At 71.2% G+C, this 23,172-nt stretch carries 20 protein-coding genes; 13 read left to right on the plus strand and 7 right to left on the minus strand.

What is annotated here, in order from left to right; translation table 11 throughout:
• Positions 1-8 precede the first annotated feature (8 nt).
• Both ACTIF1_RS14950 and ACTIF1_RS14955 read right to left on the minus strand, forming a co-directional pair.
• A complete protein-coding gene (locus ACTIF1_RS14950) occupies positions 9-1,103 on the minus strand; it encodes a cysteine desulfurase family protein (RefSeq protein ID WP_439597235.1) in 1,095 nt (364 codons plus the stop codon).
• Positions 1,104-1,108: 5 nt separating this feature from the next.
• Positions 1,109-1,654 carry an Rrf2 family transcriptional regulator gene (locus ACTIF1_RS14955; protein ID WP_439597236.1) on the minus strand — a complete coding sequence of 182 codons (546 nt, stop codon included), beginning with the start codon at positions 1,652-1,654 and terminating at the stop codon, positions 1,109-1,111.
• Positions 1,655-2,178: 524 nt separating this feature from the next.
• Between ACTIF1_RS14955 and ACTIF1_RS14960 the strand changes: the two genes are divergently transcribed.
• Positions 2,179-2,847, plus strand: coding sequence for an alpha/beta hydrolase (locus ACTIF1_RS14960; protein ID WP_439597237.1), 669 nt, complete (start codon positions 2,179-2,181; stop codon positions 2,845-2,847).
• Between the two features lie 294 nt (positions 2,848-3,141).
• Positions 3,142-3,663 (plus strand): hypothetical protein, encoded by a 522-nt coding sequence (locus ACTIF1_RS14965; protein ID WP_439597238.1) that lies wholly within the window; start codon positions 3,142-3,144, stop codon positions 3,661-3,663.
• A gap of 38 nt (positions 3,664-3,701) precedes the next feature.
• On the opposite strand, the gene ACTIF1_RS14970 is transcribed toward ACTIF1_RS14965, so the two are convergent.
• A complete protein-coding gene (locus ACTIF1_RS14970; protein ID WP_439597294.1) occupies positions 3,702-4,796 on the minus strand; it encodes an anhydro-N-acetylmuramic acid kinase in 1,095 nt (364 codons plus the stop codon).
• Between the two features lie 64 nt (positions 4,797-4,860).
• Here ACTIF1_RS14970 and tyrS point away from each other — a divergent pair, with 64 nt between their 5' ends.
• On the plus strand, positions 4,861-6,081 hold the full coding sequence (tyrS, locus tag ACTIF1_RS14975) for a tyrosine--tRNA ligase (RefSeq protein WP_439597239.1): 1,221 nt from the start codon (positions 4,861-4,863) through the stop codon (positions 6,079-6,081).
• A 146-nt stretch (positions 6,082-6,227) separates the two neighbouring features.
• Positions 6,228-7,931 (plus strand): DUF6311 domain-containing protein, encoded by a 1,704-nt coding sequence (locus ACTIF1_RS14980; RefSeq protein ID WP_439597240.1) that lies wholly within the window; start codon positions 6,228-6,230, stop codon positions 7,929-7,931.
• Here ACTIF1_RS14980 and ACTIF1_RS14985 read toward each other — a convergent pair.
• On the minus strand, positions 7,858-11,043 hold the full coding sequence (locus ACTIF1_RS14985; RefSeq protein WP_439597241.1) for a DUF3971 domain-containing protein: 3,186 nt from the start codon (positions 11,041-11,043) through the stop codon (positions 7,858-7,860). The two genes, ACTIF1_RS14980 and ACTIF1_RS14985, sit on opposite strands and share 74 nt — an antisense overlap.
• Before the next feature lie 17 nt (positions 11,044-11,060).
• On the opposite strand from ACTIF1_RS14985, the gene ACTIF1_RS14990 reads away from it, so the two are divergent.
• From ACTIF1_RS14990 to ACTIF1_RS15030, 9 genes are all read left to right on the plus strand, one after another.
• Positions 11,061-14,105, plus strand: coding sequence for a bifunctional [glutamine synthetase] adenylyltransferase/[glutamine synthetase]-adenylyl-L-tyrosine phosphorylase (locus ACTIF1_RS14990; protein WP_439597242.1), 3,045 nt, complete (start codon positions 11,061-11,063; stop codon positions 14,103-14,105).
• A gap of 12 nt (positions 14,106-14,117) precedes the next feature.
• Positions 14,118-14,585 carry a thioredoxin-dependent thiol peroxidase gene (bcp, locus tag ACTIF1_RS14995; protein ID WP_439597243.1) on the plus strand — a complete coding sequence of 156 codons (468 nt, stop codon included), beginning with the start codon at positions 14,118-14,120 and terminating at the stop codon, positions 14,583-14,585.
• The gene (locus ACTIF1_RS15000; protein WP_439597244.1) at positions 14,585-15,670 is read left to right on the plus strand and encodes a methyltransferase domain-containing protein; all 1,086 of its coding nucleotides are present in this window, start codon (positions 14,585-14,587) and stop codon (positions 15,668-15,670) included. Before bcp ends, ACTIF1_RS15000 begins: the two co-directional genes overlap by 1 nt.
• A 167-nt stretch (positions 15,671-15,837) precedes the next feature.
• The gene (locus ACTIF1_RS15005; RefSeq protein ID WP_439597245.1) at positions 15,838-16,737 is read left to right on the plus strand and encodes an FkbM family methyltransferase; all 900 of its coding nucleotides are present in this window, start codon (positions 15,838-15,840) and stop codon (positions 16,735-16,737) included.
• 29 nt (positions 16,738-16,766) lie between these two features.
• Positions 16,767-18,005, plus strand: a complete 1,239-nt coding sequence (locus tag ACTIF1_RS15010) for an MFS transporter (protein ID WP_439597246.1) — start codon at positions 16,767-16,769, stop codon at positions 18,003-18,005.
• 216 nt (positions 18,006-18,221) lie between these two features.
• On the plus strand, positions 18,222-18,863 hold the full coding sequence (locus tag ACTIF1_RS15015; protein ID WP_439597247.1) for a hypothetical protein: 642 nt from the start codon (positions 18,222-18,224) through the stop codon (positions 18,861-18,863).
• A 68-nt stretch (positions 18,864-18,931) separates the two neighbouring features.
• Positions 18,932-19,525: a hypothetical protein gene (locus ACTIF1_RS15020; RefSeq protein ID WP_439597248.1), complete on the plus strand. Its 594-nt coding sequence runs from the start codon at positions 18,932-18,934 to the stop codon at positions 19,523-19,525.
• Between the two features lie 185 nt (positions 19,526-19,710).
• Positions 19,711-20,160 carry a hypothetical protein gene (locus ACTIF1_RS15025; protein WP_439597249.1) on the plus strand — a complete coding sequence of 150 codons (450 nt, stop codon included), beginning with the start codon at positions 19,711-19,713 and terminating at the stop codon, positions 20,158-20,160.
• 7 nt (positions 20,161-20,167) lie between these two features.
• On the plus strand, positions 20,168-20,800 hold the full coding sequence (locus ACTIF1_RS15030) for an aspartate/glutamate racemase family protein (protein ID WP_439597250.1): 633 nt from the start codon (positions 20,168-20,170) through the stop codon (positions 20,798-20,800).
• On the opposite strand, the gene ACTIF1_RS15035 is transcribed toward ACTIF1_RS15030, so the two are convergent.
• The 3 genes from ACTIF1_RS15035 to ACTIF1_RS15045 are packed head-to-tail and all read right to left on the minus strand — an operon-like array spanning position 20,694 to position 23,041.
• Positions 20,694-21,770: a M48 family metalloprotease gene (locus ACTIF1_RS15035; protein WP_439597251.1), complete on the minus strand. Its 1,077-nt coding sequence runs from the start codon at positions 21,768-21,770 to the stop codon at positions 20,694-20,696. The two genes, ACTIF1_RS15030 and ACTIF1_RS15035, sit on opposite strands and share 107 nt — an antisense overlap.
• Before the next feature lie 15 nt (positions 21,771-21,785).
• Positions 21,786-22,343 (minus strand): LemA family protein, encoded by a 558-nt coding sequence (locus tag ACTIF1_RS15040; protein ID WP_439597252.1) that lies wholly within the window; start codon positions 22,341-22,343, stop codon positions 21,786-21,788.
• 29 nt (positions 22,344-22,372) lie between these two features.
• Positions 22,373-23,041 (minus strand): DsbA family oxidoreductase, encoded by a 669-nt coding sequence (locus tag ACTIF1_RS15045; protein ID WP_439597253.1) that lies wholly within the window; start codon positions 23,039-23,041, stop codon positions 22,373-22,375.
• Positions 23,042-23,172: the final 131 nt, after the last annotated feature.

Here is a 23,172-nt window from a genome sequence, read left to right on the forward strand (position 1 = left end):
GGCAGGTGTCACTTGGCCCCGACCGGCGCGCGGCGGGAGAGACGATTGCGCATGGCGGACCAGGCGTCGAGGAAACGCTCCGCCGCATCGGCGGGCGCATTCCAGGGCAGGGAGACGCGGATGCCGCCCTCCGCCTCCCCCATCGCCGCCAGGACGTGGCTGCGCCCGACCTTGCCGGAGGAGCAGGCGGCGCCCGCCGAGACCTGCACCCCCGCGAGGTCCAGCGCGATCACCTGGGTCTCCGCCGGGGCACCGGGCAGGATGAGAAGGCTGGTATTGGCAAGCCGCGGCGCGCCCGCGCCGGCCAGGCGCGCGCCCTGCGCCAGGCAGCTGGCCTCGATCGCATCGCGCAGCGCCGCCAGCCGCGCGGCCTGGGCAGGGTCCGCGGCCGCCGCCGCCGCGCCCATGCCGGCGATGGCGGGCAGCGCCTCCGTCCCTCCGCGCCTTCCGCGTTCCTGGCCGCCGCCGGCGATCAGCGGGGCGAGGGCCAGGCCTGGCCGCAGCAGCAGCGCCCCCGCCCCCTTCGGCCCGCCCAGCTTGTGGCCGGAGATCGCCAGGCTATCGGCACCGAGCCCGGCCAGGGAGAGCGGCACGCGCCCCGCCGCCTGCACCGCATCCACATGCAGCAGCGCGCCGCGCGCGCGGCAGAGCGCCACGGCCTCGGCCAGCGGATGCAGCACGCCGGTCTCGTTATTGGCGGCCATCAGGCAGACCAGCGCCGGCGGTCCCTCCAGCGCCGCCGCCAGGGCCGCGAGGTCGAGCCTGCCATCGGCCAGCACCGGCAGGACCGTGGCACCCGGCGCCGCGGCCAGCACGGCCGGATGCTCCGTCGCCCCCACCAGCAGCCGCCGCCCGGCGCCCAGCCCCTGGATGGCCAGCGCATTGGCCTCGGTCCCGCCGCCGGTGAAGACCACCTCGGCCGGGGCCGTGCCGAAACGCGCCGCCAGCTGGTCCCGCGCGCGTTCCAGCAGCTGCCGCGCCGCACGCCCGGCGGCATGGACGGAGGACGGATTGCCCGGCAGGTCGAGTGCCGCCAGCGCCGCCGCCCGCGCCTCCGGCCGCAGCGGCTCGCTGGCATTGGCATCGAGGTAGAGCGGCGCCATGGGCGCTAGGCCTCGCCCAGCTCCGACCCGTGCCCGGACAGGTCGAGCCCCGCCATCGGCGCCCCACCGTGGAGCGGCGCCACTTGCCCGCCGCAGAGCGGCGCCACGGCCCGGCCGGCGATGCGGCCGCAGACCACATCCTCCAGCGAGACGCCCACCAGGAACAGGTGGATCTGGTTGCCGAGCTCGGCCCAGAGGTCATGCGTCAGGCAGCGTTCCCCGGCCAGGCAGCCGGGCCCGCCCTCCTCGCATCGGGTCGCCTGGATCGGCTCATCCACCGCATCCACGATCGCGGCGATGGAAATCGCCCGCGCCGGCCGGGCCAGGCGGTAGCCGCCGCCCGGGCCGCGGGTGGAGGCGACCAGGCCGGCGCGGCGCAGGGGCCCGAAAAGCTGTTCGAGATAGGCGAGCGACAGGCGCTGCGCCTGGGCGATCTCCGCCAGGCTGACCTGCTGGCGCCCCGGCCGGCAGTCCTCCTGCGAATCGCCGGCGCGCGCCGCCAGTTCCACCATCGCCATCACCGCGTATCGCCCGCGGGTGGAAAGCCTCATCGCAGTCTCCCGTCCTGCGTGTTTCCCGCGACAAGGCCTGTCCGGGATCGCGCTGCAAAGGCACGAAGGTCCGGACATTTGGCCCATATTTGGCTGTCCAGACGCAGGAACATGCGGGCCATGCCGTGATTCCAATATGAAATCCGACCCTGCCTCCCCTATATTGGGCGGACCCCAGGGCTCGGGAACCTGCCCCGGGGTGTCTAAGGGCGCGGGCTGCCGCACCCATCAGAACCACGACCGAGGCCGGATGCCAGCGACCCCCGTCGCCTGCCCAAGGCTATTGTTCCCGACCGGCGCCGTCAACAATCGGCGCCTCGGGGACCGACAAGACGTTTCCCCCGGAAAGGGGGTCGTGGAACTGGCCGTGCCCCTGACGCGCCGCCGCCGCGGTGCGCTGGTTCCCCAAACGGCCGGGAGAGTGGCGCCCTGCGCTCGCCCCTCCCCGGCCATGGCCCATGGTCTTCGGCGCCCCCCCGGGCCCGTGGCACCTTGGGCCCAACATGGACTGGATCGATAGAACGATGCCTGAAGTCATGTTCGCCGGGCCGGATGGCCGGCTCGAGGGTCGCTACCACCACGCGAAGCAGGCGCATGCGCCGGTCGCGCTGATCCTGCACCCGCATCCGCTGCACGGCGGCACCATGAACAACCGGGTCGTTCACGCGCTGTACCAGCGCTTCCAGACCATGGGCTTCTCCACGCTCCGCTTCAATTTCCGCGGCGTCGGGCGCAGCCAGGGGCGCTACGATGGCGGCATCGGCGAGATCTCTGACGCCGCGGCGGCGCTGGACTTCCTGCAGGCGGTGAATCCCAATGCCTCCTCCCTCTGGGTCGCCGGCTATTCCTTCGGCGCCTATGTCGGCATGCAGCTGCTGATGCGCCGGCCGGAGATGGGCGGCTTCGTCAGCGTCTCGGCGCCGGCCAGCCACTACGACTTCGGCTTCCTCGCCCCCTGCCCCTGCAACGGGCTGATCCTGCATGGCTCGGATGACGAGCTGGTGCCGGAAGGCTCCGTGCGGAAGCTGGTGGACAAGCTGAACACGCAGAAGGGCATCCGCATCGACTACCGGGTGATGCCCGGCGCCGGCCATATCTATACCCCGCCCCAGGCGGAGCAGGTGGCCGATGCCTGCGAGGATCATGTGATGGGCATGCTCAATCGCAACCGCATGGCACTTGCGGCCGATTAGGCTGCTTCGCGTAGGGTGCTGATGCGCACCCTACGTCCAGTCCGCCTCGATTGCTCTAGCATTGCACGAAGGTTTTAGTTGCTCTATTGCATCGAGACGGACGCAGATCAAGGAAATGCGTAGTGGCAAAGCCTGACCCGCCGAAGGTTAAAAAGCCTGGGTTTCCTGTAGAAGCTGGTCGGGCTGCTACTAAGGGAGATATGGCCCGCGATGGCGCAGCGTCGCCGCCGGCATATCGACCGGTCACACCGATGCAGACGAAGCCGACGAGACCACCCAAGAAAGCTTGAGCTGGTGGACACCGCTCTTTCCAGATGGGAGCAGTTACTGCTCATCAGCGAATGTGCACAACGCTACCACTCTGTTCGTCGATCTTTTTTGAACCGCGCCGCTAAATTAGAGCCAGTTCTATCTTTGGTATTTGGTAGTGTCGCGTTCGCATCAATATTTGCAGAGTACAAGTGGATAACTGCGCTAAGCGCGCTCATCATAACCGCATACAGCGCAGCAAATCTTTCGTTTAGTTTTAGCTCATGCGCTTTAAAGCATGATGAAATGTTCAGGAATTGGGGGCGTTTTCGAGAGGATCTCCAGTCCATAGATAAATCAGATAATGATGCTGTCTCAAAGCTTGAACAAAGAACTGAGGAGCTTCATAGAGAGAGCCCGGATCAACTGACGCTGTTATCCGCAGTAATTGAGGATGAAGTGCGACTTGCTAGAGGCGATGAGCCGTTGCTAGACGTCCCGCCTTATAAGAAATTTCTCGCTCAGTTTTTTTCACTCAGTTGGCAAAGCTACCGAAGGTCCGGATAGGTAGGCGCCAACTCTGACAAACCGGCCGCAGCGAGGCGCTACAGCAGCGGCCCCACCAGCTTCCCGCCCGGCGTCGGCCCCGGCGCCCCCGTGGTGCCCGGGAAGGTCAGCGGCAGGCCGCGCCAGACGCGGGCGGCGAGCACGCCGAAGGCCTGGGCCTCCAGCGCATCCCCGTTCCAGCCCGCCACCTCCACCGCCCGCACCGGCTCGGCCAGCGCGGCACCCAGCGCCCGCATGATCGCCGGATTGCGCCGCCCACCGCCGGCCACCAGCCATTGCACCGGCGGTTCCGGGAAGTGGCGCGCGGCGGCGGCGACGCAGATGGCGGCGAAGGCCACCAGCGTCGCGGCGCCATCGGCCGGCGAGAGCGACGGCGCCCCGGCCTCCTTCAGCGCCCGGTCGAAATCCAGCCGGTCCAGGGACTTGGGCGGCGGCGCGGCGAGCCAGGGATGCGCCATCAGCGGCGCCAGCACCCCGCCATCCGCCTGGCCGGCCAGCGCCAGCCTTCCGTCGCGGTCATAGGCCTCCCCGGTCGCATGCCGGGCCCAGTCGTCCAGCGGGCCATTGGCCGGGCCGGTATCGAAGGCCACCAATTCCCCCTCGCGGCCGATCCAGGTGACATTGCCCACGCCCCCGAGGTTCAGGATGGCCAGCGGCTTCGGCAGCGTGCGCGCCATGGCCGCATGCACCACCGGCACCAGCGGCGCCCCCTGCCCGCCGGCGGCGACATCGGCCGAGCGGAAGTCGTAGGCGACCGTCATCCCCGTCTCCCGCGCCAGCCGCGCCGCATCGCCCACCTGCCAGGTGAAGCCCGCGGCATTGCTGCCCGGGCGCTGCGGCCGGTGCAGGATGGTCTGGCCGTGGAAGCCGACGATATCCGCCTCCCAGCCCAGGGCGCGCACCGCCTCGATATGCCGCTCCGTCAGCCGGTCCACGCAGCTGGCCAGGAAGGGGTCGTCGGGCTGGATCTCGGCGGCGCGATCCAGCAATTCGCGCAGATCGCGGCGCAGCGCCGGCGCATAGGGCAGCGTCAGCACCGGGCCGAGCCGGCCGATCGCCTCCCCATCCGTTTCCACCCATGCGGCATCCACCCCGTCGAGGGAGGTCCCGCTCATCAGACCGATAGTTCGCAGCATCCCCCCAACGTGCTACGCCGCCGGCACTTCCGGAAGCCCCACAGGACCACCCGACATCGCCATGACCGCCACCCAGGATTTCCTGCACGCCGCCCGCGAGCGCGGTTTCATCCACCAGGTGACGGATGCGGAGGGACTGGCCGCCCAGGGGCGGGTGACCGCCTATGTCGGCTTCGACTGCACGGCGGACAGCCTGCATGTCGGCCACCTGCTGTCCATCATGCTGCTGCGCCTGCTGCAGAAGACCGGCAACCGCCCGGTGGCGCTGATGGGCGGCGGCACGACCAAGATCGGCGACCCCTCCGGCAAGGACGAGGCGCGCCAGCTTCTGACCGACGAGATCATCGAGGCGAACAAGGCCGGCATCCGCCGCAGCTTCGACAATTTCCTCGATTTCGGCCCGGACCGCGCCGTGATGCTGGACAATGCCGAATGGCTGGACGGGCTGAAATACATCCCCTTCCTGCGCGAGGTCGGGCGGCATTTCAGCGTCAACCGCATGCTGACCATGGACAGCGTGCGGCTGCGGCTGGACCGCGACCAGCCGCTCAGCTTCCTCGAATTCAACTACATGCTGCTGCAGTCCTACGACTTTCTCGAACTGCACAGGCGCCTCGGCGTGACGCTGCAGATGGGCGGGTCGGACCAGTGGGGCAATATCATCATGGGCGCCGACCTGGTGCGCCGGCTGGCTGGCGCCGAGGCCTTCGGCCTGACCACGCCGCTGCTGACCACCGCCTCCGGCGCCAAGATGGGCAAGACGGCCTCGGGCGCCGTCTGGCTGAACCCGGATCGCCTCGCGCCCTATGACTACTGGCAGTTCTGGCGCAATGCGGAGGATGCCGATGTCGGCCGCTTCCTGGCGCTGTTCACCGACCTGCCGATGGGCGAGGTGCAGCGCCTGGCCGCGCTCGCCGGCGCCGAGATCAACGAGGCGAAGAAGGTGCTGGCGACCGAGGCCACCGCGCTGCTGCATGGCCGCGAAGCCGCCGAGACCGCGGCCGAGACCGCCCGCCGCGCCTTCGAACAGGGCGAGGCGGCCGAGACCCTGCCGAGCCTGGCGGCCACCCTGCCCGCCAGCATCGTGGACCTGCTGACGGAGGCAAAATTCGTCGCCAGCAAGGGCGAGGCCCGGCGGCTGATGGCGCAGGGCGGCATCCGCCTGAACGACGTCGCCGTGGCCGATCCGCAACAGATGCTGACCGCGGCGGATCTGCGCGACGGCGCCGCGAAACTTTCCCTCGGCCGAAAGCGTCACCTGCTGGTGCGGCCGGCGCGCTGATCCGGCCTCAATTCGCCGCCGCACGGCCATGAACACGCCGTGCCGCGCGCAGATCCTCCTCCGGTCCGCGCCGGCTGCGCGTGCGGGAGGGGTTTTTGCGCCAGGCGAGGCTTCCGCTTCCCGTCCGAGTTCCCGCCATCCCGGCGGTGCCGGAGGCCGTCTGCGGCGCGCTCGCCGCCATCGCCATCGGCATCGCGGTGATCGCCAGCGTCTATGGCTGGCAGATCCTGCCGCCCCGGAACACGGGGTGGATGCTGGAAGGCACCATCGGGCCTGACCCGGTGCAATACTGGCTCGGCTGGACCTATTTTGCCCGCGCCCCCTGGATGTGGCCGCCGGGGGCCAATCCCGACTGGGGGCTCGAGGTCGGCTCCGCCATCTTCTACTCGGATTCCATCCCCCTGCTGGCCTTCGCCTTCAAGGCGCTGCGACCGCTGGTGGAGGTGCCGCAATACTGGGGGATGTGGATCTTCGCCTGCGGCGCGCTGCACGGGCTGCTGGCCTGGCGGCTGATCGGGCTGGTCACGCCGGACCCGCTGGCGCGGCTGGCCGGCGCGGCGCTCTTCGTGCTGCAGCCGATCCTGCTGAACCGGCTGGGCGGCCATTTCGCGCTAGGCGGGCAGTTTCTGCTGCTGGGGGCGCTGTATCTGTGCCTGACCTCGGCCGGACCCTGGCGGCGGTTGGCGGAATGGGCCGCGCTGCTGCTCGCCGCCTCCCTCATCCATAGCTACCTGCTGCCGATGGTTGCGGGCTTCTGGGCGACCGATTGGCTGTCCCGCGCCATCGCGCCGGATCGCCGCAGGCCCGTCCTGGCGCTGGAGGCGGTGGCGGTGCCGGGGGCGGGCCTCGCCGGGCTCTGGGCCGCGGGGTTCTTCCTGCTCGGCGGCGGCCTGGGCGGCACCTGGGGCGGCTTCGGCGAAATGCAGCTGGATCTGCTGGCGCCCTTCGATCCCGGCCAATGGGGCCGCTTCCTGCCCCAATTGCCGCGCGCCGACCATCTGGAGGGGCAGGACAGCTATCTCGGCCTCGGCACGCTCCTGCTGATCGCCGCCGGCGGGCTTGCCTATGCCTGGCGACCCCGGCCGGGGCTCGGCCGGCGCTGGCCGCTGCTGGCGGGGCTGCTGGGAATGCTCGCCCTGGCCCTCACCCACCGCCTCTCCATCGGTGGGCAGGTGGTGGCGGAGCTGGATCTGCCGGAGCGGGTGGTGGCCCTGGCGGATGCGCTGCGCGCCTCCGTCCGCTTCTTCTGGCCACTGGCCTATGCGCTGATCCTGGGCGCCATCGCGGCGCTGGCCCATGCGCTGGGTGGGCGGCGCGCCGGGCTGGCGCTGGCCGCGCTGCTCGCGGTGCAGCTGGCGGACCTGGGGCCCGGATTCGACCGGCTGGCGGGCTTCTTCCGCCCGGCCCCGGTCACCGCCCCGCTGCGCCTGGCCGATCCCTTCTGGCAGCGCGCCACCGCGCGCTACGACCGCATCCGCCTCGCACCCACCGGTCTGCAGGCCCGGCATTGGGAGGAGGTGGCGGTGCTGGCGGCCACGCGCGGCCGGCCTACCGATGCCGTCTACCTAGCCCGCCTCGACCCCGACCGCGTCGCCGCGCTGAACGCCGCCACGCGGAGCCGCCTGGCGCGCGGCGCGCCGGAGCCCGGCAGCCTCTATGTGCTGGGTGACGAGGCCATGCTGGCCGCCGCGCGCGCCGGCCTGGACCCGGCGCGGGACCTGCTGGCGCGCTTCGACGGACTCTGGGTGCTGGCCCCCGGCTGGCTCGCGCCAGAGCTTACGGCGTCCCCTGCTGGCCGATCCCGAACAGCCCCCGCAGAAAACCCGGGGTCAGCGCCGCCAGGGGGTTGACGCTCACCTGCGGGTCATCGGCCGGGCCATTGATGCGGAAGGTGGCGGCGAACAGCCCGCCGCCGGCCTCGGGCGAGAACAGCCGGCCGAAGATCGGGATATTCCCCAGCAGCGAGTTGAAGAAATAGGCCGGCACGATGGTGCCGGACATGGCCAGCCTTTGTCGCCGCCGGTCCAGAGTGCCCGTCACCGTCACGCCGAGCGAGGCCGAGAAGGCCCGCGCCTCCCCCAGCGTCAGCACCTCCGGGGTCAGGCTGAAGGGGGCGACGAGGCGGGAGAAGCCGAGGCCGGGGCCGGAGACCGCCTCCACCAGCCCATAGAGCGTCATCGCCTGCAGCAGCTTGGCCACGCTGGGCGCGTCGCGCACCGCGAAATCCGTCATCTCCGCGCTGCCGGACAGCGGCGCGCCCGGCCGGTTGCTGGCATAGCTGGCGGTCACGGACAGCCGCCCGCCCTGCAGCTTGCGCAGCACGTCGAAACTGCCGAGCAGGGCGCCCGCATCCTCCGCCTCCAGCCGCAGCGACCGGCCGGCACCGGCGGGGGCGATCTGCGCCTCGAAGCGCCCGCGCGGCCCGGCCTGGCCGGCCAGGCTGCCGGCGCGCACCACGCCGAAGGAATCGACGCGGACCTGCGCCACCACGGCGGCCAGCTGCCGCCCGGCGCCGAGCAGCACCCGCTCGAACCGCGCATCGGCGGCGAAGGCGGGGCCGCGCTCGGCATCGCCCGCATCGGCGGCCGGCGTCTCATCCGCCAGGGCCCGGCGCAGGTCGAGCACCGGCCCGCGCAGGGTCAGCGCCCAGGGGCTGCCGGGGGCGAGCGGCGGGCGGGCCTCGCCGGTGAAGCGGCTCTCCTCCACCGCTCCCTCCGTCACCACCACCCGTTCCAGCCGCGTGCCGCGCGCGAAGCTGGCACTGCCGCGCAGCCGCAGCGCGGGGCCCTCGACCCGAAAGCTCTCGATCGCCTCCAGGTTCTCGCCGGCCAGCCGCAGCACCATCTCGCCACCCGCGTTCTGGCCGGGCGGCTTCACATAGGCCAGCGGGTCGATCATCAGCCGCGCCTCGCGCAGCTCCGCGCGGATATTGGCCCGGCCCTGGCCGTTGCGGCGGCGCTCCGTGCGGATATCGAGGCCGACCGGCCCCTCGATCACCTCGGGGAAGGCGAGGCCCAGCGCCACCAGATTCCGGGAATCGGTCTCCGCCCGCACCGTCTCCCGCATCACCACCTGGCTGGCGGGACCGTCCCGGAAGTCCATCTCGACCGTCAGCCGCGCGGCGATCTCGGCCAGCGTCGCGGTGCCGGTGGCGCGCAGGCCGTTATTGTCGACGGTGAGGTCCACCGTGCCACGTTCCAGCGGCCGGCCGAGCAGCACATCGGCCATCCGCACCTCCCGCAACCTGGCCTGGACGCGCAGCTGCAGCCGTTCCACCGGCAGGTCGGCCAGCAGGGGGAAGCTGAGAGTGAGGCGCCCCTCCATGCTGCCGCGCGGGTCCTTGATCGGCAGGGGGCGGCGCTCGAAGAGCTTCAGCCGGGGGTGCTGCACCACGGCCAGGGCATCCGGCACGGGGCCGGCCAGGTTGAAGACCATCTCGGCGGTCTCCTGCCCGCCCGGGGGCAGCAGGAAGCGGATGCTGCCGTCGCGCACCGTCACCGCGCCGCCGGATTGCCGGCCGCCGGTGACGCGCATGGCAATCTCCTCCAGGCCGAAGGTGACGCGGCCGGTGGCGCGTTCGGCGGGCGGGATGGGCCGCAGCCAATGCACGGTCGCATCCGCCACATCCAGCGTGCCGGCCAGGCCGGTCAGGCGGAAGTCGCCGAAATCCGGCCCGGCCTCGGCCTCGATCCGCCATTGCCCGTCGCGCGCCGTGCCCGCGGTCAGGTTCTGCACGATCCAGCTGCGCACATGGCCGGCGAGGTTCGCCGGCCAGTGGCGGGCGAGATCGGCCACCGGCACGGCATCCAGCCCGAGCGTCGCGCCGCCGCGCCAGCCGCCCTCGCCACGCCGGGCCTCCGCCGCCAGGGTCAGGCTCGGCGGCGCCGGGCCCTCCAGGAGCAGGCTGCCGCGCGGCACCGCCAGCCGTCCCGGCGCTGCCTCCAGCGCCAGGTCGAGCCGCGCCATGCCGATCCGCCGTCCCTCGCCCAGGTCCAGCGCGCCGGCGCCGGCCGAAAGCTCCGCCTGCATCGCATGGAAGCCGCCGCGGGCGTCGAAGCGCGCGGTCGCCGCGATCCGTGCCGTGGCATCCAGCCGGGACAGGGGCGCCAGGCCCGGCGCGGCGGCCGCCAGCAGCATCGGGCGCAGCTCCGGCAGGCTCAGCCGCAGCGCGACCTCGGCCGGGGTGCCGGCGGCGGCGCCCGCGGGGGGCTCGTTCACCTCCGCGCCGATGCGGATCGGCACCCGCTCCGCGCCCAGCAGCAGCGTGGCCTCCGCCTCGCCCAGCAGGCCGCCGCCCAGCCGGCGACGGAGCGTCACATCGGCGCCGTCCAGCACCCAGGTGGCGCCCAGCGCCGCATCCTCCACCACGATCCGGCCATCCAGGATGCGCAGCGATTCGAGCGCCGCCAGCGGCCTCTCCTCCGAGGCCGGGCGCATCAGGTCGACCAGCAGCTTTTCCGGATCCACATCGCCGGGCGCGGTGGGGTCGGCCTCCGTCGCATTGCCCAGCCGCAGCGTCACCTGGCCATCGGCCGCGCGGCGCAGCAGCAGGGAGGGGCGCTGCAATTCCAGCCGGCGCGGCGCGAGTTCGCCGCGCAGCAGCCAGGCGAGGGAGAGGCTGACCGCCGCATCGGGCAGGTCCATCCGCAGCGCGCCATCCGGGTCGCGCAGCTGCACCGCGGCCAGGTGCAGCTCCACCGGCGTGGAATGGCCCTGCCGCCAGCCCTGCCAGCGGATGCTGGCGCTTCCCACCGCCAGCCGGGTCTCCGGCAGGCTGCCATCCGGCCCGGGCTGGTTCACGCGTTCGGCGATCGCCTGCGCCAGGAAGGGCAGTTCGATCGGACCCTGGGACAGGCGCCAGGCGCCGAGGCCGGCGGCCAGCAGCACCACCAGCACCAGGCCGAGCAGCAGGTGCAGGAGGCGATGCGCCTCCCGCGCCACTTGACCGGCGGCTTGCCTCATCGCCACCCTGCCCACCGATGCCCAAGACCCGCGCGCCGGCCATGCCGGCACAGGCTCCGCTGCCCCCGGGCGGCCAGGACCCCGTCCCGCCCCCCCGCGCGGCCATGCCGGCCCGCGCCGCGACCCCCCTGCCCCGGCCGAATGACACGGAGGCCGCCGCCGCGCTGGTGGCGCGCTTCGCCGAACGCGGCAGCGCCGAGCGCGGCTTCGCCGGCACGGCGGAGGGTGCCGCCCTGCTCTCCGCGCTCGGCGGCCACAGCCCCTATCTCGCGGATCTCGCGCTGCGCGAATCGGCCACCCTGCTGCGGCTGCTGGAGCGCGGGCCGGATGCCGCCTTCGCCCTGGCGCTGGACCCGCTGGGCCGCGCCGATCCGGCGGCGACGCGACCCGGCGTGGCCAGCCTGCTGCGCCAGGCCAAGCGCCAGGCCGCCCTGATCGCGGCGGTGGCCGATATCATGGGGCTCTGGGCGCTGGACCGGGTGACGGGGGCGCTGTCGGACCTCGCCGATGCCTGCACCGACTACGCCTGCGCCCATCTGCTGCGGGAGGCACAGGCGCGCGGCGACCTGAAGCTGGCCGGCGGCGCCGCGCGCCACGACCCGCGCGCCACCTGCAGGGGCTCGGGCCTCGTGGTGCTCGGCATGGGCAAGCTGGGCGGGCGGGAGTTGAACTACTCCTCGGATATCGACCTCATGGTGCTGTATGACCCGGAGGCTGCAACCTACGACGCCGACCGGGCGGGCGCCATCTATGTCCGGCTCTCCCGCGACCTCGTGCGGCTGCTGGATGAGCGGACGGAGGATGGCTACTGCTTCCGCACCGACCTGCGCCTGCGGCCGGATCCGGCGGCAACCCCGCTGGCGGTGAGCCTGCCGGCGGCCATCATCTACTACGAGAGCATGGGCCAGAACTGGGAACGCGCCGCCATGATCAAGGCGCGGCCGGTGGCCGGCGACCGCGCCCTCGGCGAGCATTTCCTGCGGGAGATCCGGCCTTTCGTCTGGCGCCGGCACCTGGATTTCGCGGCGGTGGCCGATATCCATTCCATCAAGCGGCAGATCCACGCGCACAAGGGGCACAAGGGCGCGCATGCCGAGGTGCAGGTGGCGGGCCACGACGTGAAGCTCGGCCGCGGCGGCATCCGCGAGATCGAGTTCACCGTGCAGGTGCTGCAGCTGATCTGGGGCGGCCGCGACCCCGCCCTGCGCGACCCCACCACGCTTGGCGCCCTGGCCGCGCTGGCGGCGGCCGGCAAGATCGACCGCCGCGCCGCGGCGGATCTCGCCGATGCCTATGGATTCCTGCGCCAGGTGGAACATCGGCTGCAGATGGTGGCGGACCGGCAGACGCACAGGCTGCCGGAGGATGCGGCAGGGCTGGCCAATATCGCCTCCTTCCTCGGCTTCGACACGCCCGAGGCTTTTGCCCATGCCCTCACCGGCCACCTGACCCGGGTGGAGCGGCGCTATGCGGGGCTGTTCGAGACGGCGCCGGACCTCTCGGCGGCAGATGGCGTGCAGGGCGACCTGGTCTTCACGGGGGTGGAGGACGACCCGGCGACGCTGGCGACACTGCGCGGCCTGGGCTTCCAGAACCCGAGCGCGGTGGCCGCCACCGTGCGCGGCTGGCACCACGGCCGGGCGCGGGCCACCCGCAGCGAAAGGGCGCGGGAGCTGCTGACGGCGCTGATGCCCAGCCTGCTGGCGGCCTTGGCAAAACAGCCGCAGCCGGATGCCGCGCTGATGCGCTTCGACGCGGCCCTGGCGCGGATGAGCACGGGCGTGCAGGTGCTGTCCCTGCTGACCCGCAACCCGGCGCTGCTGGACCGGCTGGCCTTCGTTCTCGGCGCCGCGCCGCAGCTCGCGGACCATTTTGCCCGCAATGCCGCGGCGCTGGACGGGCTGCTGGCCGGCCATGCCGCGCCTGGCACCGACCCCGCCGCCTCCCTGCCCGCCCTGGTCAAGGATGCGCGCTTCCTGGAGGAGGCGCTGGAAGCCGCCCGGCGCCTGGTGACCGAGGGCAAATTCGAGATCGACGCGGCAGCGCTGGAAGGGCGGCTGGAGACGGACGAGGCCGGCCTCGCCCGCAGCGCGTTGGCCGATGCCGCGATCGGCGCGCTGATGCCCCGCATCGCCCAGGATTTCGCCCGGCGCCACGGCAAGGTGGCGGGCGGCGCGCTCGGCGTGGTGGCGCTGGGAAAGCTCGGCGGGCGGGACATGCTGCCGGGCTCCGACCTCGACCTGATCCTGGTCTATGACCACGCGCCCGATGCGCCGGAGAGCGCGGGCGGGGCGAAATCCCTCGCCCCCTCGCAGTACTTCGCGCGCCTGGCCAACCAGGTGGTGGGCGCCCTGACCGCGCCGGGGGCGGAGGGGCGGCTCTATGAGGTGGATATGCGGCTGCGGCCCTCCGGCTCGAAGGGCCCGGTCGCCGTCTCGCTCTCCGCCTTCGCCCGCTACCACGCGGAATCGGCCTGGACCTGGGAACGCATGGCGCTGACCCGCGCCCGCTTCGTCGCCGGCGCCCCGGCGCTGAAGCGGAAGGTGGAGGCGGCAATCCGCCAGGCGCAGACGCGCACCGCGGATGCCGCCCAGGTGCTGGCCGATGCGCGGGCCATGCGGGCGCGCATGCTGCGCGACCTGCCGGCGGATGGGCCCTGGGATGTGAAGCACATGCCGGGCGGGCTGGTGGAGGTGGAGTTCATCTCCCAGGCGCTGCAGGTGGCCCATGCCCATCGGCTGCCGGCCGTGATCTCCCCCACCACCCGGCTGGCGCTGGCGGCACTGGCCAAGGCGCGCATCCTGCCGGCGGAGGAGGCGGAGGCGCTGGTCGCCGCCGATCGCCTCTGGCGCGCCATCACCGCCCATCTGCGCCTGACCGTCGGCCGCTGGCCGGAGGAGACGCTGCCCGAGCCGGTGGCGCTCGCGCTGTTCTCGGCGACCGCCCGGCTGCTGCCGGGACCCGCGGTTGACCAACCGGCCTATCGCGCACAGATGCGCGAGGTCGCCGCCCGGGTGCGCGCCAGCTTCACCCGCCATGTCGGCAACCCCGAAACCGCCTGAAGGAGCCCCGACATGACCACCGCCACCGAAGGCGCCCCCGCGCCGGATTTCAGCATGCCGGCCTCCGGCGGCCGCTCCGTCAGCCTGGCGGAGCTGAAGGGCAAGCCCTTCCTGCTGTATTTCTATCCGAAAGCGGATACCCCCGGCTGCACCAAGCAGGCCTGCGGCATCCAGGAGGCGCTGCCCGCGCTCGGCAAGCTGGACCTCACGGTGATCGGCGTCTCGCCGGATGCGATGAAGCCGATCGAGAAATTCGCCCAGAAGTTCAACCTGACCTTCCCGCTGGCCTCGGATGCCGACCACAAGGTGGCGGAGGCCTATGGTGTCTGGGTCGAGAAGTCGATGTATGGGAAGACCTATATGGGCATGGAGCGGTCCAGCTTCCTGGTGGGCGCCGATGGGCGCATCGCCCGGATCTGGCGCAAGGTGAAGCCCGAGGCCCATGCCGCCCAGGTGCTGGAAGCCGCGAAGGAGCTATGATGGAGCAGCAGGCGGGACAGGGAGCCTCGGGGGCCGGGACGGAGGCCGCGAAGCCGGAGCCGAGGCTGAGCGCCGAGGCGGTGACCTGGGCCTTCCGCCTGCTGATCAGCCGCGATCCCTTCACCCAGGAGGAGGTGGAATCGCACCGGCACTGGCCCGACCTCGACACGCTGCGCCGCGTCTGCGCCGATACCTGGGAATTCCACGACTTCTTCGATAGTGCGCGGGAGGGCGTGCCGAGCTACGGCATGCCGATCTTCCTGATGCGCCCCTCCGCCGACCCGGCCTTTCCCTTCCGCTTCGCCCCGCCCAGCCTGGAAGACCCGGTGGGCCAGATGTGCACCGCCGCCCAGTTCGACGACCCGGCCTTCGCCGAGATCGTCGGCGCCATGGGCATGGCGCCCGTCCGGGGGCGGCGGAGCTGGGAGCAGGCCTGGATCGTCTCCCTGCTCGCCACCCATGGGATGGTCGCGCAGGGGCGGCGCGGGCTCGGCTTCGGCGTGGGGCGGGAACGCATCCCCTCCCTCCTCGCCTCCCGCGGCGTGAAGGTGCTGGCGAGCGACCGGCCGGCGGCGGAGCCCTCCCTGCATCCGGGTTCGGAGCGGACGGCGCTGTTCCATCCTGAGATCCTGCATCTGGAGGATTTCGAACAGCTGGTGGACTACCGGCCGATCGACATGCGGGACCTGCCCGCGGATCTCGACGGGCAGTTCGACTTCTGCTGGTCGGCCTCGGCGCTCGACCGGCTGGGCTCGGTGGAGGCGGCGACCGCCTTCCTGGAGGAGAGCCTGCGGGTGCTGAAGCCGGGCGGGCTTTCGGTGCATTGCTTCACCTTGAACATCAGCTCCGACACCGCCCTGCTGCGCCACCCGGAGCTGGTGGCGCTGCGGCGGCAGGACCTGGAGACGCTGGCGGCACGGATCCGGGCGCAGGGGCATGAGATGCTGCCGGTGAACCTGCATCCGGGGCTGGATCCGGAGGATGCCGAGGTCTCCAGCCGGCCGGATGCCCCGCCCCGGCCGAAGCAGCGGCATGGCGTCTCGGTGGTCACCAGCTTCGGCCTGGCGCTGCGCAAGGCGGGCTGAGGCCCCGGGCTCCGCTTCTGTTTCGCCGGGGCTTCCGGTAAAGCAGCGGGGCGCCCTGGCGCCGCGGCGCGATCGTCGCGCCGAAATCCCCGCTTCGGGGGCAGAAGCCCGGCCCAGACCGGTCCCCCTTCCCCTGTTACGCCCGATCGGAGGCTGCTTGCCGGATGATGCGTGATCTGATCTCCCTGCCCCGCCACCTGCTGCGCCTGCAGAAGCGGCTGGAGGAAACGGTCGCCTATTTCGCCGCCCGCACCCACCCGCTTCATTACACGCCCAGCGTCTATCTCGGCGACCATACCGCGCTGACCCTGCTGCAGGGCCGGCTGAAGATGTTCGTCGATACCCGCGGCAACGACATCGCCCCGCATCTGCTGATCGATGGCACCTGGGAGACGAACTACACCAGCCTCTATGAGAAGATGATCCGGCCGGGCGATACGGTGCTCGACCTCGGCGCGCATCTCGGCGTCTATGCGCTGCTCGGCGCGCTGGCCACCGGCCCGACCGGGCGGGTGGAGGCCTTCGAGCCGAACCCCCGCTTCGCCGCCCTGCTGGCGCGTTCGCTGGCGGTGAACGGCCTGTCGGACCATGCCCGGGTGAACAACATGGCGGTGGGCGCCGAGGAAGGCACGGCGGAGCTGCTGTTCTCCTGGGCCTGGGGCGGCGGCGGGCACCTGACGGTGACCCCCGGCCATGTGCCCGAGGGCGGCCAGACCCGGGCCTGCCGCGTGGTGGCGCTGGACGATCTCTTCCCCGACCCGGCCTTCACCGTGGATGTGGTGAAGATGGATGTGGAAGGCACGGAAACGCGCGCCGTGCGCGGCATGCGCGCGCTGCTCGCCCGTTCGCCGCGCGCCAAGATCATGTTCGAATTCGCGCCCGGCATGCTGGCGGCGCAGGGCAGCAGTGCCGCGGAACTGGTGGAGCAGTTCAGCGAATTGGGCTTCCAATTCTGGAACATTGCGCCTCGGTCGAAGCTGGAGGCGGTGTCGCCCGCCACGCTGGGCGGGATGACCGATGGCGTGCGCAATATCCTGGCATCGAGGTCGCTGCCCGACCTCGCCTGACAGCTTCCCGGCATGAGGACACGGCGGCCATGACGACCCCTTTCCCCGGCCAGCTGCCGGACCGCCGCCTGGCCGTCACCGCCGCCGTGCTGATGACCTGCGGCGTGCTCTGCGCGGCGCTCGCCATGGGCCTGCGGAATTCCTTCGGCCTGTTCCTGGCGCCGATGACGGAGGCGAATGTCTGGACCGCCTCCGGCTTCTCCTTCGCCATCGCCTTGCAGGTGCTGCTGAACGGCGCCAGCCAGCCGATCTGCGGCCAGTTGGCGGACCGCTATGGCGGCCGCGCGGTGGTGATGGGCGGCGCGGCGCTCTATGCCATCGGCATCCTGGGGATGCTGCTGGCCTCGGCGCTGGGGGTCTTCACCTTCTTCGCCGGGGTCGTGATGGGCGTCGCGGTCTCCGCCGCCGGGATGCCGATCATCATCGCGACGCTGACCCGGCTGCTGCCGGAATCGAAGCGCGGCCTGGCGGTGGGGCTGGGCACGGCCGGATCCTCCTTCGGCCAGTTCCTCGTGGTGCCGCTGGCGGGGCTGGGAATCGCCGGGCTGGGCTGGGAGATCACGCTGGCGCTGATGGCGGCGACCGCGCTGCTGATGATCCCCCTCGCCTGGCCACTGGCCGAGCCGCCGCGCCCGAAGGTGGCGCCGAAGGATGAGGAGACGGCGCGCCAGGCCCTGTCCCGTGCGCTGCGCACGCCGAGCTTCTGGTACCTGTTCTTCGGCTTCTTCGTCTGCGGGCTGCACATCTCCTTCCTCACCACCCACCTGCCCGGCTTCGTGCACTATTGCGGCCTGCCGGTGGCGGTCGGCGCCGGCGCCATCGGGCTGATCGGCCTGTTCAACGTGGCGGGATCGCTGGCGGCGGGCGAGCTGACGCAGCGGTGGAAGCGGCGGGAGCTGCTGGTGATCATCTATGCCGCGCGCGGCGTGCTGATCACGGGCTTCATGCTGGTGCCGAAGACGACCACCACGGTGATGATCTTCTCCGCCATCATGGGGCTGCTCTACCTGTCCACCGTGCCGCCGACGGTGGCGCTGGTGGCCCGCAACTTCGGCACGCGCTGGCTGGCGACGATTTTTGGGCTGGTCTTCCTGGGGCACCAGCTGGGCGGCTTCACGGGCGCCTTCATGGGCGGCGTGGTGCTGGACCTGACGGGGTCCTACGACATGATGTGGTGGATCGGGGTGGGCGCCTCCGCCTTTGCGGCGCTGGTGCATCTGCCGGTGAAGGATCCGGGGGTGCCGCGGGTGGCGGGGGCGGCGGCGTAGGTTGATGTTTCAAGCGGTTCGGAAGGTCTTTAGAGGGCGGTGAACTGACTTACGCAGGTGCGGGTCCATTCCCTTGACAGCAAGGTTGGCGAAGCTGGGCGTGTGTTGTGCAAAGATGACCCGAGCTTAGCACCCGACGAATTTCAGTTATCTCCCGACGACTAGCGAGGACCAACGCGGATGAAGGGTCACGTAGAACGGCGGACGGTCCTCTCGGTGAGCGTCGCCACTCTGCTCGCTGGCTGCGAGTCGATGACAATGGACCGCGAGATGCGGCCTGGCTTCGCGTTTGGCGTTAATCCGGCGCTTGGCGCTATAGTGGGCTCGATCGAGACGTTTGGCCCATGGGCGTACGGCGGAGACATAGCGTACGTTCAGATGCTCGCCGCCGACGTCATGGAGGAGGATGGCAGGGCCCGACCCGGCGTTAACCTTGTCATTAGCGGACCTAACGACACGCCCGACGGACGCATCTTCCGGGCGCCCACCGCTTTGGGGGGATACGACTTTGAGACCCCGGAACGAACGCCGGTCCGGCTGTTTGCAGCGGTGCTCCCAGAGCGTGACTACCTGTTCACCGGGTTCGGCTACCAGCAGTTTGGGCTCCGCAATATCGGCTTTACACGCGTGCCCCAGCTTCGGGTCCGCCCGAAGGCGGGGACCGTGACCTACGTCGGCAACCTTGCCTTCGCACCGCATTTCGACACTCGCGTCCGCGCAATCGCGTTGCGTGACCAGTCGGAACGCGACGTGCCGCGGCTTCGCCAGCAGTTCGATTGGCTGCAGGGGCGCCGGATCGACGTCGTCATCCCGGACGCACCCGGCTGGCCCCGGCAGCCCGTCGTCCCTCCGGCCTGAGGCGACTGCCCGTGGCTTACCCTAAGCTTTCGAGGCGAGGCGCACTCGGTTCCATCGCACTGCTGTCAGTGCTGGGCGCCTGCGCGCATCGCCCTTCCTTCGAAGTTGTGCCGGGCCAGCCGCTCGCATTAGGTCCCAATGAAGGACTGCTTGGCCTAATCGTGCGCCGTCCGACAGAAGCCGGCTGCACCGACAGCTTCCGCCCGATCTACGCCATTGCCGCGGAGATGGAGAGCCGTCCGCGCTTGCTGCAGATCCCGGACGCAGACGATTCGTGGCAAGCCGATCCACAACGGCCAAACACGCTTATGAAGGCGGTTGCGCTTCGACTGCCCGCCGGACGGCACGCGTTCGTCGCCTACTCCTTCGTGTCTGGGAATACTGCGCTGAACGTCGCTGTCACGCCTTGGGTGTTCGAGATCACAGCTGGGCGACTGACGTATATCGGCGGCATCGGCATGCGGCCGCGATGGAGCCGTTTGCTCTACTGCGAGGCTCGGTCAGGCCGCCATTTCGTATTCTTCGAAAAAGAGACCGATATCCCTCTGCTTCGCACGACCTTCCCAGATCTTGATGTGGTTGAGCTGCTCGACCGAGCTCAGCTTCCATCCGGGTGGCCAACAAGGCCCTCGGAACTGCCGCAGTTTGCCGACGGTGGGTGAGTTCAGCGTGATAAGTCAGCGGGCCGACAAGAAGTCCGTTTTGGGTCGAATCGAGACATTGCCGACTCCCCCGGCCCAGACAGGCTAAGGGCCATGAACAACACCCCGCCACCACGCCCCCCGCCCCGATAGCCCCCGCCCCCCTCCCCGCGCTATGCTCCCGCCAAATGACGATGGAGCGCGGCATGCGACGGTGGATCCTGGTGGCGGCGGCAGCGATGGCTTTGGGGGGAAGCGCGGGCGCGCAGCAGGGGGGCGATCCGCCGCATGCCTGGGTCTTCGGCTCCTGGACCGGCGGCATCTATCCGCCCGGGGAGACCAGCGGGCCCCGCTGCACCGGCCAGCCGGCCGTGATCTTCACCAAGGATGTGGTTCTGCGCGCCTCGGTCTTCGACGTCGCCTATCGCCAGCGCATCATCGAGACGGTGGCCACCAGCCCCGATGTGCTGGAATTCCGCTTCGTCCCGGCCGCCGGCCCCACCGGCCCCATGGCCTCCCGCATGCCGGCCGATATCGGCTTCGGCTGCGCCACCGGGCCCAATACGCTGCGGGTGGAACGGCGCGGGCCGAATGAGATCGCCTTCCCGAACTGCACCGAATTCCCCTCCCCGCTGCAGCGCTGCGTCGGCAACTAGCCGGCCCATGCGCATCGCGCTGATCCACGCCCTGCGACATTCCCCGCCGCCGATCGAGGCCGCCTTCGCCGAAGCCTGGCCCGGGGCGCGGCTGATGAACCTGCTGGATGACAGTCTCTCGGCCGACCTGGCGCGCGATGGTGCGCTGACGCCGGCGATGACGGAGCGCTTCCTCACCCTCGGCCGCTACGCCCGCGGCACCGGGGCGGATGGCGTGCTCTTCTCCTGCTCCGCCTTCGGCCCCTGCATCGAGGCGGTGGCGGCGGACCTCGCCCCCATCCCCGTGCTCAAGCCGAACGAGGCCGCGATCGAGGAGGCGGTGGCAATCGGCCGCCGCATCGGCCTGCTGGCCACCTTCCCCGGCACGCTTTCCTCCATGCCGCCGGAATTTCCACCCGGCGTGCAGGTGGTGCCCTGCCTGGCGGAGGGCGCGCTGGCGGCGCTGGATGCCGGCGACACCGCAGCGCATGACCGGCTGGCGGCGGAGGCGGCGCGCCAGCTTTCCGGCTGCGACGTGATCCTGCTCGGCCAGTTCAGCCTGGCGCGGGCGGCCCAGGCGGTGGCCGCCGCCACGGGACGTCCGGTGGTGACGACGCCGGGGAGTGCGGTGCGGCGGCTGCGGTCGCTTCTGGGGGCATAACCGCCGCGCCTGCGTAGCGCTCCAGCGCCTCGATCCGCTTCTCGATCGGCGGGTGGGTGGCGAACCAGGCGGGGCCGAGGCTGTTCGCGCCGTCATGCAGCAGCAGGGCGCGCACCTGGCTGGGCAGCCCCTCCATCGCCTCCTGCCCCGCCAGTTTTCGCAGCGCGCTCGCCATGGCGTCCGGGTCCGCCGTCATCTCCACCGCGCCGGCATCCGCCAGGTATTCGCGGTTGCGCGACAGCGCCATGCGCAGCGCGATGGACAGCAGCCAGGCCAGCGCCGCGATGGCCAGCGCCAGCACCACCAGCAGCGCGGCACCGCCCCTGCCCTTGCCGTTGCCGCTGCCGCCGGTCGGCAGCCGCCGCATCCGGCCGAGCCGCAGGCCACGCCACATCAGCTCCCCCACCATGGAGATTACGCCGGCAAACACCGCCGCCACCACGCCGAGCCGCGCATCGCCGTTGCGGATATGGGTCAGCTCATGCGCCAGCACCGCGCGCAGCTCCCGCGGCCCCAGCGCCTGCAGCAGCCCGCGCGTCACCGTCACCGCGCCCTGGTCGCGCTTGAGGCCGGAGGCGAAGGCATTGCGCGCCGGCGTCTCGATCACGGCCAGCCGCGGCATCCGCATGCCGCGGCTGATGGCCAGTTCCTCGACCATGGCCCAGAGCGCCGGCTCCTGCACCCGCGTCACCGGCCGGGCGCCGGAGAGCAGGTCCAGGATCCACTGGTTGGAAAACCAGGCGATGGCGAACCAGATGGCCGAGATCAGCAGGGCGATGGGGATGGCGACCGGCAGCAGCGCCACCGAATCCCGCAGCCCCTGGCCGAAGTCATCGGTGCCGGTGGCCGCCAGCAGCAGCGCCACGGCCCAGGTGACCAGCGCCAGCAGCACGGGAAAGCCGGCCAGCAGCAGCAGCGACCGCAGGCCGGTGTTCCAGATATGCGTCCGCAGGCCATGCGTCGGCAGCATGGCGCCGCCCCCGGCTCAGAATTTCACCTGCGGCGCGTTCCGGGTGGCCGCCCGCTCCGCCTCATCCAGCTCGAAGAAGCCGCGCGGGCCGAAGCCCAGGGAGCCGGCGAAGAACACCGCCGGGATCGACTGGATCGAGGCGTTGTATTCCGCGACGCTGTTGTTGAAGAAGCGCCGTGCGGCCGCCAGCGTATTCTCCACGTTCGCAAGCTCGCTCTGCAGCGCCAGGAAATTGGTATTGGCCTTCAGCTCCGGATAGGCCTCGGACAGCGCGAAAAGCCGGCCGAGCGCCGCGCCAAGCTGGCCTTCCGCCGCGCTCGCCTGTTCCGGCCCCTGGGCGCGCACCGCGGAATTGCGCGCGGCGATCACCGCCTCCAGCGTGCCGCTTTCATGCGCGGCATAGCCCTTCACCGTCTCCACCAGGTTGGGGATCAGGTCGTGGCGCTGCTTCAGCTGCACCTCGATATCCGCCCAGGCCTGGCCCACCGCCTGCCGCAGCGAGACCAGCCGGTTGTAGATGACGACCAGCCACAGCAGCAGCAGGACGACGAGGCCAAGCAGCAGCCATTCCATGCGGTCGATTCCCTTGAACGGCCGGGATGCTACGCGGCCGAGGCGCGCTCCGAAAGGATGGCATCGGCCCGCTTGAAGGCATCCGCCATGCGGCTCGCCGGCAGGGCGCCGCTGAACAGCAGGTGGCCGTCCAGCAGGAAGGAGGGCACGCCCGAGATGCCGGCACTGCGCGCCGCCGCATCCTCCGCCAGCACCGCGTCCCGATAGGCATCGCCGGCCAGCATGGCGGCCACCGCGTCGCGGTCCAGGCCCGCCTCGCCGGCCAGTTCCACCAGGATGGCGTGGTCGCCCACGTCGCGGCCCTCCTGGAAATAGCCGCGGAACACCGCCTCGATCATCGCATCCTGCAGCCCCTGGGCATGCGCCATGCGCACCACCCGGTGGGAGGCGACGGAATTCGGCGTGCGCTGCATCAGGTCGTGCCGGAACAGCAGGCCGACATTGCGCCCGGCCTCCGCCAGATTGGCATCCAGCTCCTTGCCCCGCGCCTCGGATCCGAACTTCTGGGTCCGGTAGACGGAGCGCACCATGCCTTCCTCCGGCATGTCGGGATTCAGCTGGAAGGGGCGCCAGCGGACATTGAAACGCAGGCCCTCCCCGGCCAGGGTCGCCAGCGCCCGATCCAGGTTCCGCTTGCCGATCCAGCACCAGGGGCAGACCGAATCCGAGATCACATCCAGGTTTCGCATCGTGGTCATGGCCAGGCTCCTCCGGCGTCTCCCCGATCTGTTGCCCATCCGGGGCCCGGGGTGCAACCGGCCTGGCCGGGAATTCAGTCGGCGTTAATCACCGGCGGCGCAGACTTGCATCCCCAGGGATGCTCCCGGAC

Source organism: Falsiroseomonas sp., assembly GCF_051860665.1.
GTDB lineage: Bacteria > Pseudomonadota > Alphaproteobacteria > Acetobacterales > Acetobacteraceae > Falsiroseomonas.